Here is a 12,451-nt window from a genome sequence, read left to right as displayed (position 1 = left end):
TTAGTGTCTCTTTTCCACGATCCCAGCGATCTTTTTTAATCCATAACCGGCAATTTCCCGGGCCATACCTTTAAACAGCACCACGTGAAACGGCCACATCGCATACCAGTACAGGCGCCCCCACAACCCGCTGGGTCTGAAAGTTGCGGTCTGGCATAAAAAGCTTCGGTTATTTTGATGACTGATGGTTAGTTCGAGCCAGGCTTCGCCGGGCACTTTCATTTCCGCATACAGCAGCAGGCGGTGATTTTTGCGGTCGGCGAGCAGCACACGCCAAAAGTCGAGTGCATCGCCCGGCTGCAGGTCGGCGGCGCTGGTGCGCCCGCGCCGCGAACCGACGCCCCCAAGTAACTTGTCGATAAATCCCCGCAGGTTCCACAGCCAGTCGAGGTAATACCAGCCGCGATGCCCGCCGATGTTCCACACATTATCGAATACTTCGTCGCTGCCCCGCTCGAACGGCATCTTCACGTGGTAGTTAACCGTTCCGTTCTGCGGCACCTTTACCTGGTCCATGAAACTTGTTTGCAGGTACCCGCGGTTCAGCGCATCTTTCCAGCTGGATACGATCGAATTTTGTTCGATCCGGGTGAAAGCCAGCGCGAGCGCCTCCCGGTAAGAGACACATCGATGCCGGAAAATTTCGTTGATCTTGTCATCTGCGCAGATCACTTCGTTTTTCATGCTTTCAACAAGGCTTCTTGCCAGGGCAAAGGGTACCGAAGTAACCAGGTTTAGCCAATACGAAGAAAGCTTTGGCGTAAGTACCGGGACGGTGACGATAAGGCGCCTGAGTTTCCTTGCCGACGCATAGGTGAGCATCATTTCCTTATAGGTGAGGATATCGGGGCCGCCGATGTCGGCTTGCTGGTTAAGCGCTTTTTCGTTCATCAGTACCCCGGCAAGATAGGCCAGCACATCGCGTATACCGATGGGCTGACAACGGGTTTTTACCCACTTGGGTGCGATCATAACGGGGAGCTTTTCCGTAAGGTCCCGGATAATTTCAAACGAAGCACTTCCCGAACCGATGATAATGGCCGCCCGGAGAATGGTATGAGGGATCTTGCTGCTTTTCAGGATGTTTTCCACTTCCCGGCGCGACCGTAAATGGTCTGAAAGCGCTTCATCGTTGACAATCCCGGTGAGAAAGATCTGTTGTTTACAGGCGGTTTTTTCGATAGCCGCAACAAAATTTTCGGCCGAAAGGCTTTCCAGCCTGGCAAACCCTTTAAAAGTGGAGGCCATCGAGTGAACAAGGTAGTAGGCGGCGTCGATGTCGCGGGGAATGCCGTCCAGTGTTTCCTCACGCAGCAGGTCACCCTCAATGATCTGTACGCGGTCACCAGGATCGCTCTCTTCGCGAAAGCGTCGTTTATCGCGCACCAGGCAGCATACCTCATGTCCTTGCTCAAGCAGCAGCGGAAGAAGGCGCATCCCGATATAGCCGTTTGCACCCGTAAGAAGAACTTTCATCGTAGGATTAACACGGAATATGAATTGCTGTTTTTAGCAGATTCTCCCTAACCTATTTAAAATCTTACACTAAAATGATCGATATTTTGCCGGTACCTGTAGTATTTTTGCCACATTATCCCATTACATACTACGAGGCCGAACCGTCATCCATCGACGCTGGCCTGTATAACGCAAAGTTCTAGGAAACACGATGTCTGAAAAAACCATTCTTGTATGGTTTAGAAATGATCTGAGGATACATGATAACGAAATCCTTTCAGAAGCTGTAAAAAAAGGCGGCAAGGTACTTCCTGTATATTGTTTTGACCCGCGATATTTTACCGGCAGCGCTTATGGTACGTTAAAAACGGGCGCGATAAGGGTGCGCTTCCTCCTTGAAAGCGTGGCGGATCTCAAACGCTCGCTTAAACAGCTGGGTGGCGACCTGCTCGTAGTAAATGGCCGGCCCGAGGAATTATTGCCGGAGATCGCACAGCGATACCACGTAACGGAAGTTTATCACCACCGGGAAGTAGCGTTTGAAGAAACGGCCATTTCGGGGCTGGTGGAAGCGGCGCTCTGGAAACTGCAGATCAACCTGAAACATTTCATCGGTCATACCCTGTACCATAAAGAAGATCTCCCGTTCCCGATAAAAGATATCCCGGATGTTTTTACCACTTTCCGGAAAAAGATAGAGCGCGACAGTAACATCAGGCCTGGTTTTGATTCGCCCGCGGCGATCGAAGTTCCGGTAAATCTCGAAGAAAGTTCCATTCCTTCTATCAATGAGCTGGGTTTTGAGGAACCTGTTTCTGGCGAACGTTCCGTGCTCCGTTTTAAAGGAGGAGAAACCGGAGGCCTGAAGCGGATGCAGGAATACATATGGGACGGCGACGCCTTAAAAAATTACAAAACGACCCGTAATGGCCTTGTTGGTGCGGATTATTCCTCGAAACTATCCCCCTGGTTGGCATTGGGCTGCCTTTCTACCCGCAAGTTATACTGGGAGATCAAAAAATATGAACGTACCCGTGTAGCCAATGATTCTACCTACGCGCTTATATTCGAGTTGCTGTGGCGGGATTATTTCCGCTTCATGTTTAAAAAGCACGGCAACAAGTTTTTTAGCGAGGAAGGCTTTAAAGGTCGCGCACCAGAGACGGCTGCCAATCAGCAGGAAATGTTCGACAAGTGGAAAAACGGGCAAACCGGTGTCCCTTTTATCGATGCGAACATGCACGAGCTTAATTCTACCGGCTTTATGAGTAACCGCGGCAGGCAAAACACGGCCTCGTTCCTGGTAAAAGAACTGAAGGTGAACTGGACCTGGGGCGCCTCTTATTTTGAAGAAAAGCTGATCGACTACTCACCGGCTAGTAACTGGGGGAATTGGGCTTATATCGCGGGAGTGGGCAATGATCCGCGGGAAAACCGGCATTTTAATGTCCTCAAACAGGCCCAGGAGTACGACCCCAAGGGCGATTACGTGCGGAGCTGGATCCCCGCGCTGGCCGCAATCCCTGGTAGCCAGATCCATAAGCCATGGGAACTTACGGAAGCGCAATGGCGGAATTACGGGTTAACGCCCGATCCCGTTTATTTTCAACCCGGCTTTTCGCTGGTATAACTGTAACCGGCCGAAACAATATTTAACCAGTCTTTGTACTGATTTATACCTTTAAAGTTCTTAATTTTGCCCCCGCTACCACAATTTTAATTCCCATGGACAATTTGTCATATTTAAGCAACGCAGATACCGCCTATATTGAGTCACTTTATCAATCATACAAAGAGGACCCCGGTTCCGTAGATTTTGGCTGGCAGAAATTTTTTGAAGGATTTGACTTTGGCCAGGATAACGAAAACAGGCCGGCCGCAGTTTCGTCGGCAGCCACACCCGCACATGTATTAAAAGAGATCAATGTGCTTAACATGATCAATGGTTATCGCGACAGGGGGCACTTGTTCACCAAAACGAACCCGGTACGCGAGCGCAGGAAATATTACCCGGGTAAAGAGCTGGAAACATTCGGCCTGTCTGACGCCGACCTGGATACCGTGTTCGACGCCGGGGTAGAGGTTGGCCTGGGAGCTGCCAAGTTACGCGATATCCTGGCACTGCTTGAAGAAACTTACTGCCAGTCTATCGGTGCGGAATTCACCTATATCCGCAACCCGGATAAAATGAAATGGTTCGTTACCCGCATGGAGCGCGAACGAAATACGCCCAACTTTTCTATCGAAACCAAGAAACGGATCCTCCAGAAGCTGAACGAAGCGGTGGTATTCGAGAATTTCCTGGCTACTAAGTTCCTGGGACAAAAGCGGTTTTCGCTGGAGGGTGCAGAAGGCGTGATCCCCGCACTCGACTCGGTGTTCGAAAAGGGCGCCGAACTGGGCATTGAAGAGTTTGTGATCGGTATGGCGCACCGCGGACGCCTCAATGTGCTGGCCAACATCATGCACAAAACCTATAAGGAGATCTTCTCAGAGTTTGAAGGAAAAGCGTATGATGCCGCAGAGCAGTTTGGCGGCGACGTAAAATACCATCTCGGTTACTCCACCGATGTGGAAACCGCGGTCGGTAAAAAAGTACACCTGAGCCTTTGTCCTAACCCCTCGCACCTCGAAGCGGTCGACCCGCTGGTGGAAGGCATGGTACGCTCCAAGATCGATTTCAAGTACGATGGCGACCACAAACGCATCGCACCGATCCTGATCCACGGCGATGCCTCCATTGCCGGCCAGGGAATCGTATACGAGGTACTGCAGATGGCGAAACTCGACGGCTACGCTACCGGCGGAACCATTCACCTGGTGATCAACAACCAGGTAGGCTTTACTACTAACTTTAAAGACGCACGTTCTTCCACGTATTGCACCGACCTCGCCAAGGTAACGCTTTCCCCCGTGTTCCACGTGAACGGTGATGATGTGGAGGCGCTGGTATACGCAATCAATATGGCGGTTGAATATCGCCAGAAATACCATAACGACGTATTTATAGATATTTTATGTTATCGCCGCTTTGGGCATAACGAATCGGATGAACCGAAATTCACCCAGCCGCTGTTGTATAAAGCGATCGAGCAACACCCCAACCCGCGCGAAATCTACAACCAGAAACTGCAGGAACAGGGCAGCGTAGACAAGGACCTTGCCAAGGAAATGGAAAAGAGCTTCCGGGCCATGCTGCAGGAGCGACTGAACGAATCGAAAGAAGAACCGTATTCTAATACCAACCCGATGTTTTCGGGCGCGTGGAAAGGGCTTCGGCCGGCTGCGGAGGGAGAAACTCCGGCCCCGGCCGATACATCGGTGTCTGAAGAGGTATTTCTTTCCATCGCGGAGAAGATCACTACACTGCCATCTGACAAGAAATTTTTTAAGAAGATCGAGAAACTGTTCGAAGACCGCAAGAAGATGGTGCAGAACAAAACGTTCGATTGGGCCATGGGCGAGCTCATGGCGTACGGAACGCTGCTGCAGGAAGATCTTCGGGTCAGGGTAAGCGGGCAGGACGTGGAACGCGGGACTTTCTCGCACCGCCACGCCGTACTCACCCTGGAGGATTCGGAAGAAGAATTCGTGCCTCTTAAGCAGATCGGGAACGGCAGCCGCTTTTGTATTTATAACTCGCACCTGTCTGAGTACGGCGTACTCGGGTTCGAATATGGGTACGCACTGGCTAACCCGCAGGCGCTGGTGATCTGGGAAGCCCAGTTCGGCGATTTCGTAAACGGTGCGCAGATCATTGTCGACCAGTTCATCACCAGTGCCGAAACCAAATGGCAGCGCTCGAACGGCTTAGTCATGCTGCTGCCGCATGGTTACGAGGGCCAGGGACCGGAGCATTCTTCCGGGCGTATGGAACGCTTCCTTGCCTTGTGTGCCGAAAATAATATCCAGGTAGCCAATTGTACCACGCCTGCCAACTTCTTCCATATTTTGCGGAGACAATTAAAACGGAATTTCCGTAAACCGCTGATCATATTCAGCCCGAAGAGCTTGCTTCGTCATCCGTTGGTGGTAAGCAAACTCGAGGAATTTACCACCGGCGGCTTCCAGGAAGTGATCGACGATGCATACGTTCGTGCCAAAGAAGTAAAGCGTGTGCTGGTTTGTACCGGTAAAGTATATTATGACCTGCTCGAAAAACAACAGGCAGATAACCGCAGCGATGTCGCCATTGTAAGGATGGAGCAGATCTATCCTGTCGCCCAGGAACGGCTGGAAGCGATAAAAGCGAGGTACACGAACGCCAAACAATGGATCTGGGTGCAGGAAGAGCCGGAAAATATGGGTGCATGGCCATTTATCAGCCGGAAGTTCCGCAAGACGGACTTTGATTTTGATGTGATCGCGCGGCACGAGAGCAGCAGCACCGCAACAGGTTATGCCAAACAACATATTTCGCAGCAGTTGGCAATTGTAGGCAAAGCGTTCGAAGACGCCGCAGGTCCCGAAGTGAAAAAAGCGGTTACCAAAACAACCCGCAAAGTGGTCAATATCGATTAAATCTTAAGCAATTATTACTATATGAGTTTGCAAATTAAAGTTCCTGCAGTAGGCGAATCAATTTCGGAAGTTACCCTGTCGCGCTGGATTAAAAAGGATGGCGATGCGGTTGAGATGGACGAAGTGATCGCTGAAATGGAATCAGACAAAGCGACATTTGAACTGACTGCCGAAAAACCAGGAATTTTGAGAACAGTGGCCAAAGAAGGCGATACCCTGGAAATAGGCGCCTTGGTTTGTACCATCGATGAGAACGGGGAATCGGCGGTTACGGGTGACCAATCATCGGCGCCTGCCAGTACCCCGCCAGCTGCCGCGAATGAGCCGGCAGCCGGCAGCCAGGAACCGCCGGCTTCTATCCAGGTAAAGGTTCCGCAGGTAGGCGAGTCGATCACCGAAGTAGTACTTTCCCGCTGGCTGAAAAAAGACGGCGAGAACGTGGAAATGGATGATCAGATAGCCGAACTGGAGTCGGACAAAGCCACGTTCGAATTAACCGCGGAGAAAGCCGGTACGTTAAAGCAGATCGCGAAAGAAGGGGATACCCTGGCCATCGGCGCCGTAGTTTGCGAGATCTTGTCGTCGGCAGCAGGTACACAGCCGGCAGCCGCGCCCGCGCCCGCCAGTGTCCAGCCTTCCGCCCCCGCGGAAACATCTAAAACATATGCATCCGGCACACCGTCCCCTTCTGCAGCTAAGATCCTGGCAGAGAAAGGTGTACAAGCCTCTTCTGTAACAGGTACAGGCGTGGGTGGCCGCATTACGAAAGAAGATGCCGTAAAAGCGCAGCAACCGGCTCCGCAGGCCCCCGCTCCGCAAAAGCCGGCACAGCCAGCGGCGGTTAGCCAGCAACCCGGGGCCAGCTCGCCTGCCAAGCCTGAGCGCCGCGAAAAAATGTCGTCGTTACGCAAAACGGTGGCAAAGCGCCTTGTGGCCGTGAAGAACGAAACCGCGATGCTTACCACCTTTAACGAAGTGGATATGCAGCCGGTAATGGAGCTCCGCTCGAAATACAAAGATAAGTTTAAAGAAAAACATGGCGTAGGCCTTGGATTCATGTCTTTCTTTACCAAAGCGGTGTGTGAAGCGCTGAAAGAGTTCCCCGCCGTAAACGCAAGGATCGACGGCGATGAGATCGTTTACCATGATTACGCGGATATCTCCATCGCCGTATCGGCGCCGAAAGGCCTGGTTGTCCCGGTGATCCGCAATGCCGGTGCGTTAAGCCTGGCCGGTATCGAGAAAGAAGTGATCAGCCTGGCCACCAAGGCCCGCGAAAGCAAGCTTACGCTCGAGGAGATGACGGGAGGCACATTCACCATCACCAATGGCGGTGTTTTCGGCTCCATGATGTCGACCCCGATCATTAACGCACCGCAATCGGCTATCCTGGGTATGCACAATATCGTGGAGCGTCCCGTAGCCCTCAATGGCCAGGTGGTGATCCGCCCGATCATGTACATCGCGCTTTCTTATGATCACCGTATCATCGACGGACGCGAATCCGTAAGCTTCCTGGTAAGAGTGAAACAATTGCTGGAAGATCCGGCGCGCCTATTGCTCGGCGTTTAAAAGTCTTGATTAAGTTTCAGGAAAAAGTATATTTTAGTCCCGCAAGTGCGGGACTTTTTTGTTTAACCAATCAGCTATGCGTAACCGTAAATTTCTTGTCTTCGTTTTTTTGTTGTTCAGCAGCCCTGCTTTTGCCCAGCAGGCGGAGCATTCAAGTTGGTATATGTACCTGCAATCCATCAAATTCGGGCCGCATTGGGGCGCTCATTTCGATATGCAGGTGCGTACCGGCGATGACCGCGATTATATCCGCAATGTCCTGATCAGACCGGGGATCACTTACTACCTGAATAAAAACCAGTCGCTTACCCTGGGGTACCTGCTCGCCGAAACTAACCGGAACCTGGACGGTACAGCCAATAACCGGTTGACCGAACATCGCGCCTGGGAGCAGTTTATGCAGAATCACAAGATAGGCGGCGTATTTGCGGCCCATCGTTTCCGGTTGGAGCAGCGGTTCATAGAGCAGCCTGCGGGCGATCGGCTGTTTTCGCAGCGGTTCCGTTATTTTGCACGTTTCATCGTTCCGCTGAAGAAACGGGAACAAACGTTTTCGAAGGGCTTTTTCGCGGCCGTACAAAACGAGGTTTTTCTCAATCTCCAGAATAAAAGCCAGCTGAATAACAGTGTATTCGACCAGAACCGGTTTTACCTGGCAGGAGGTTACCGGATCAGCCCTAAGATCGACCTGGAAGCGGGGTATCTCCGGCAGTCGGTCAACGGCCTGGCTGTAAATACCACCAATCATGTGATCCAGGCGGCGGTTTACACCCGGTTTTAAATCGCTGTATTTCCTGCGGGGCGGCCTGGTAGCCGCGATAAACTATTACGCCTCCTGTTTCAGGAATAATACCAGTTTTTGTATGGCAATTGCCCGGTGGCTTATTGCGTTTTTTTCCCCGGCTGTCATCTCTGCAAAAGTTTTCGTGTAGCCGTCCGGCTGAAAGATGGGATCATAGCCAAAACCGGCGGTCCCGGATCGCCCGTTCCGGATGGTGCCGCTGATCGTGCCTTCGAAAAAGTGCTCCCCGCCGTCTTTTACCAGCGAGATCACCGTTCTGAAGCGTGCCGCCCGGTCGGTTTTCCCGGTCATCTGCTGCAGCACCAGGTCGATGTTTTTCGCCGGCTCGCGCGAGCCCGAATACCTTGCCGAGTAAACACCGGGCGCCCCGTCCAGCGCATCGATCTCCAGTCCCGAGTCGTCTCCAAAACACGGGAGGCCGAAATGTTCGAGCACATAATGGCTTTTCAGCGAGGCGTTTTCTTCAAAAGTTACACCCGTTTCCGGGATATCCGCTTCACAGCCGATCTCTGCGAGGCTCCTGATGGCAAATTTTTCCGCCAGGATAGCCCGTACTTCTTCCAGCTTATGTGCATTATTGGTGGCAAAAACCAGCAGTTTTTCCATTATAGTTTTTTCATTTCAGCCCAGAAGGCCCGTTTCTTCTGCTCATCGGCCTGCATTTCTTTGATGCTGTAGGTGGCAAGTACCTTAACCCCCTCGTGTACCGTGATCGTGTTCCCCGGGGTCGGGGGAAGCCCGGTAGCGGTTGGGTCTATGCCGAAGATCACCATTTTAGAGCACATAAAAAACGATTTCATATCGGCGAACCGGGCTTGCGGATGGCCGGCCAGGTTAAGCAGGGCGATATCGCGGACCTCCAGTTGCTTTCCCTTCAGTATGAGGGTAAGGGTATCGATCGTTTTCGCATCGGCATGCATATGCCCGGGTTCGTTTACCAGCAGCAGGAAAAAGCGGTTGTTCTCGCCCAGGTAGTTGAACGAAGGCGCAAAAGCGGCTTCCTGCTTGGCGCTGACAGCGGGTATGTCGGCCGCAGCAGCCGCGTGGGGTACCGGCTTTTCTGCTGCTGCGGCAACCTCCATTATGGCAGCAGGTGCAGGTTCATGGAGCTGGTAAAGATCTTCCGTCATCAGCGTCCGCAAAGCGAAAGGATCGGTGGTGATAAGATGTTTGGACATATCGCGAAATGATGTGTTAAAATTAGTTAAAAGGCGTTTAACGGACGGGCAAAAGATTAATTTAGCTGTCCGTAATCACCTTTCGGGTGATCTGTATTTTATAAATTACATTAAATATCAATTAATCTGATAATTTTGCGGAACCCATAATTCCAGGAACGCCGGAACTCCTGTGATAGGGTTTGCGAAGTAGAAAGTTTGAAGCCGGTAAAGAAAAATTATATGTATAAATTTAACGTATTTACAGGAACGCTCTTATTGATCATAGCGGGACTCACAGGTTTCGCACAACCGGGCCCGGCTCAGCGAAAATCGATCGATAAGGTAGCGGCTGTAGTGGGTGCCGCTGTGATCCTGCAATCTGATATCGAACAACAATATGTAAAGTATCTTACCGAAGGGGGTAAGGAAGACGATAATATCCGTTGCTACATCCTTCAGCAGCTGCTAACACAAAAATTGCTGTCGCAACAAGCGATCATCGACTCCATCACGGTTACGGATGACGAAGTGGATGACCAGATCGACCGCCGTATGCGGTACGCCATCAACCGCATGGGCGGCCCGGATAAGCTGGAACAGATGCTTAACCGCTCCATCCTGCAGTACAAAGACGAGATCCGCCCCGAGGTACGCGAACAGCTGGTGGCCGATAAAATGCAGCGCAAGATCACCGAAAAGGTAACCATCACCCCGCTGGAGGTGCGCCGTTTTTTCGACGCCATTCCCAAAGACAGCCTGCCAACCTATAACGCCGAAGTGGAAGTAGGCCAGATCGTTACTTATCCCAAGCCTACCCGGGCCGAAAAAGAGATCTACCGCGATAAAGCGGAAGCGCTTCGCTTAAGGATTAAGGCGGGAGAGGACTTCGGCACACTGGCAAGCTTATACTCCCAGGACCCTGGTTCCGCTGCCAACGGCGGCGACCTCGGGTTTATTGACCGTGGTTCGCTTGATAAGAACTTCGCGGCACAGGCCTTTACGCTGAAAGAAGGCGAGATGTCGCAAACGTTCGAAACGGATTTCGGATTTCACTTCCTCCAGGTGCTCGAGCGGAGAGGCGACCAGGTTCACGCCCGCCACGTGCTCATCAAGATCGAGTCCACCCCGGGCAGCCTCGCCCGTACCAAGGGACATATCGATAGTATTTATACCAATGTCACCACTAAGCGCCTTCCTTTTTCGACCGCTGCGTCATTGTATTCCGACGACCAGGAAACCAAGTATAATGGCGGCGTGATGCTGAATCCTGAAAACGCACAGGCGCGGACTACTTATATTCCTACCGATAAGCTGGATGTAAGCGTGTTCTCGGCAATCGATACCATGAAAGTAGGATCGTACTCACATCCCGAGATCTTTACTTCGGCAGACGGTAAACAAGGCTATCGTTTCTTCTACCTCAAATCGAAAACTAACCCCCATAAGGCCAGTCTTGAGCAGGATTTCCCGAAGATCAAGGACGTCGCCATGGAGGATAAAACCAACCGTACGGTAAGCCAGTGGTTCGAGAAAAGACGTAAAACAACTTATACAAAGATCGACCCGGAATTCCAGGCTTGCGAGAGCCTGAAGATATGGGTGAAAGAACAACCTTAAATTTATGACTGAATACAGCTCCGAGAAAGAAGCAGTTGACGCGTTAAGCGCATCCTACAACAACATCCGCCGCGAAATTGGCCAGGTGATCATCGGCCAGGACGAGGTGGTAAAATCGGTGCTGATCTCCATATTCAGCAACGGGCATTGTCTCCTGGTAGGCGTGCCCGGCTTGGCGAAAACCCTGCTTGTGCAGACGGTGGCGCAGGTGCTCGACATGAGCTATAATCGTATCCAGTTTACGCCCGACCTGATGCCTTCGGACATCATCGGTTCTGAGATCCTGGGAGAGGATCGTTCGTTTAAGTTTATTCCCGGGCCGGTATTTTCCAATATCATCCTGGCCGACGAAATTAACCGTACGCCCCCTAAGACCCAGGCGGCGCTGCTGGAAGCCATGCAGGAAAAGATCGTAACCGTTGGCGGACGTGAGCACGTATTACCGAAGCCGTTCTTTGTACTGGCTACACAGAACCCGATCGAGCAGGAAGGTACTTACCCGCTCCCCGAGGCACAGCTGGATAGGTTTATGTTCAATGTGTTCCTTACCTATCCCTCGTTTGCTGAAGAGCTCCAGGTGGTTAAGAATACAACAGCTAACCGGAATGTTAAGCTTAACAAGATCCTGGATGCTTCGCAGATCGTCTATTTCCAGCAACTGGTCAGGAATATTCCCATTGCCGACAATGTGCTTGAATATGCCGTTAGCCTGGTGGCTAAAACACGGCCGAATACCGCTGCGGCTACAGACGATGTGAACAAGTTCTTAAACTGGGGCGCCGGCCCGCGCGCTTCGCAGTACCTCGTACTGGGCGCCAAATGTCATGCTGCCATCACCGGTAAATATTCACCGGATATCGAAGACGTCCAGGCCGTTGCGGAACCGATCCTCCGCCACCGCATCGTACGCAACTATAAGGCAGAGGCCGAAGGGATCTCCACGGAAATGCTGATCCGCAAGCTCTTTTAAATTCTTACCCGCCTGCAGCTACCGGGATGTCCTTCAAAAAGGCCGATTTATGTTCATCGGCGTATGCGCCGTATGCATCAATGAGGATGCCTTTGTGACCCGACTTACTTTCGAGGGCGTAGAGTACCACATTGTCATCCGGATCACTCATGCCCTCGAAACGATAAACGGCGGTAATGACCAGGTCGGTCGCCTGGAATTTCTCACTGATCTTCTCGCAATAAAGACAGGCGTGGTCTGCATTAAACTCGTAGGTATAACCACGGCCTTTTAAGTCTTCGACCGCTTCGCTAAGCGTTGAATAATTATGATTGGGGTTGCTCATCGTGCAGGGAATTTGTTGTTTTCATA

The 12,451-nt window shown here is 51.7% G+C and carries 10 protein-coding genes; 6 read left to right on the top strand and 4 right to left on the bottom strand.

Annotation, left to right across the window (positions count from 1 at the left end; genetic code table 11):
• The gene (locus tag GS398_RS16695) at positions 1 to 1,476 is read right to left on the bottom strand and encodes an SDR family oxidoreductase (RefSeq protein ID WP_160907958.1); all 1,476 of its coding nucleotides are present in this window, start codon (positions 1,474 to 1,476) and stop codon (positions 1 to 3) included.
• A gap of 193 nt (positions 1,477 to 1,669) precedes the next feature.
• On the opposite strand from GS398_RS16695, the gene GS398_RS16690 reads away from it, so the two are divergent.
• From GS398_RS16690 to GS398_RS16675, 4 genes are all read left to right on the top strand, one after another.
• On the top strand, positions 1,670 to 3,088 hold the full coding sequence (locus GS398_RS16690; RefSeq protein WP_160907957.1) for a DASH family cryptochrome: 1,419 nt from the start codon (positions 1,670 to 1,672) through the stop codon (positions 3,086 to 3,088).
• 95 nt (positions 3,089 to 3,183) lie between these two features.
• Positions 3,184 to 5,979 (top strand): 2-oxoglutarate dehydrogenase E1 component, encoded by a 2,796-nt coding sequence (locus GS398_RS16685; RefSeq protein WP_160907956.1) that lies wholly within the window; start codon positions 3,184 to 3,186, stop codon positions 5,977 to 5,979.
• Positions 5,980 to 6,000: 21 nt separating this feature from the next.
• Positions 6,001 to 7,551 carry a 2-oxoglutarate dehydrogenase complex dihydrolipoyllysine-residue succinyltransferase gene (odhB, locus tag GS398_RS16680; protein ID WP_160907955.1) on the top strand — a complete coding sequence of 517 codons (1,551 nt, stop codon included), beginning with the start codon at positions 6,001 to 6,003 and terminating at the stop codon, positions 7,549 to 7,551.
• 76 nt (positions 7,552 to 7,627) lie between these two features.
• Positions 7,628 to 8,332 carry a DUF2490 domain-containing protein gene (locus tag GS398_RS16675; protein WP_160907954.1) on the top strand — a complete coding sequence of 235 codons (705 nt, stop codon included), beginning with the start codon at positions 7,628 to 7,630 and terminating at the stop codon, positions 8,330 to 8,332.
• 45 nt (positions 8,333 to 8,377) lie between these two features.
• On the opposite strand, the gene rdgB is transcribed toward GS398_RS16675, so the two are convergent.
• On the bottom strand, positions 8,378 to 8,959 hold the full coding sequence (gene rdgB / locus GS398_RS16670) for an RdgB/HAM1 family non-canonical purine NTP pyrophosphatase (RefSeq protein ID WP_202406111.1): 582 nt from the start codon (positions 8,957 to 8,959) through the stop codon (positions 8,378 to 8,380).
• On the bottom strand, positions 8,959 to 9,531 hold the full coding sequence (locus GS398_RS16665; protein ID WP_160907953.1) for a hypothetical protein: 573 nt from the start codon (positions 9,529 to 9,531) through the stop codon (positions 8,959 to 8,961). Before GS398_RS16665 ends, rdgB begins: the two co-directional genes overlap by 1 nt.
• A gap of 222 nt (positions 9,532 to 9,753) precedes the next feature.
• Between GS398_RS16665 and GS398_RS16660 the strand changes: the two genes are divergently transcribed.
• Complete coding sequence (locus tag GS398_RS16660) at positions 9,754 to 11,130, top strand: peptidylprolyl isomerase (RefSeq protein WP_160907952.1); 1,377 nt, start codon at positions 9,754 to 9,756, stop codon at positions 11,128 to 11,130.
• A 4-nt stretch (positions 11,131 to 11,134) separates the two neighbouring features.
• The gene (locus GS398_RS16655; protein ID WP_160907951.1) at positions 11,135 to 12,100 is read left to right on the top strand and encodes an AAA family ATPase; all 966 of its coding nucleotides are present in this window, start codon (positions 11,135 to 11,137) and stop codon (positions 12,098 to 12,100) included.
• 4 nt (positions 12,101 to 12,104) lie between these two features.
• Here the strand turns inward: GS398_RS16655 and GS398_RS16650 are convergent, their stop codons facing one another.
• Complete coding sequence (locus GS398_RS16650) at positions 12,105 to 12,425, bottom strand: phosphoribosylpyrophosphate synthetase (protein WP_160907950.1); 321 nt, start codon at positions 12,423 to 12,425, stop codon at positions 12,105 to 12,107.
• Positions 12,426 to 12,451: the final 26 nt, after the last annotated feature.

It is taken from the genome of Hufsiella ginkgonis (assembly GCF_009834915.1).
GTDB lineage: Bacteria > Bacteroidota > Bacteroidia > Sphingobacteriales > Sphingobacteriaceae > Hufsiella > Hufsiella ginkgonis.
This window is presented reverse-complemented; position numbering and strand designations above follow the sequence as displayed.

What these genes read in the sequence shown, in the direction of transcription:
- GS398_RS16650 (WP_160907950.1), bottom strand. Translation starts at nt 12,425, where the DNA reads ATGAGCAACCCCAATCATAATTATTCAACGCTTAGCGAAGCGGTCGAA.
- GS398_RS16690 (WP_160907957.1), top strand. Translation starts at nt 1,670, where the DNA reads ATGTCTGAAAAAACCATTCTTGTATGGTTTAGAAATGATCTGAGGATA.
- odhB (WP_160907955.1), top strand. Translation starts at nt 6,001, where the DNA reads ATGAGTTTGCAAATTAAAGTTCCTGCAGTAGGCGAATCAATTTCGGAA.
- GS398_RS16675 (WP_160907954.1), top strand. Translation starts at nt 7,628, where the DNA reads ATGCGTAACCGTAAATTTCTTGTCTTCGTTTTTTTGTTGTTCAGCAGC.
- GS398_RS16660 (WP_160907952.1), top strand. Translation starts at nt 9,754, where the DNA reads ATGTATAAATTTAACGTATTTACAGGAACGCTCTTATTGATCATAGCG.
- GS398_RS16685 (WP_160907956.1), top strand. Translation starts at nt 3,184, where the DNA reads ATGGACAATTTGTCATATTTAAGCAACGCAGATACCGCCTATATTGAG.
- rdgB (WP_202406111.1), bottom strand. Translation starts at nt 8,959, where the DNA reads ATGGAAAAACTGCTGGTTTTTGCCACCAATAATGCACATAAGCTGGAA.
- GS398_RS16695 (WP_160907958.1), bottom strand. Translation starts at nt 1,476, where the DNA reads ATGAAAGTTCTTCTTACGGGTGCAAACGGCTATATCGGGATGCGCCTT.
- GS398_RS16655 (WP_160907951.1), top strand. Translation starts at nt 11,135, where the DNA reads ATGACTGAATACAGCTCCGAGAAAGAAGCAGTTGACGCGTTAAGCGCA.
- GS398_RS16665 (WP_160907953.1), bottom strand. Translation starts at nt 9,531, where the DNA reads ATGTCCAAACATCTTATCACCACCGATCCTTTCGCTTTGCGGACGCTG.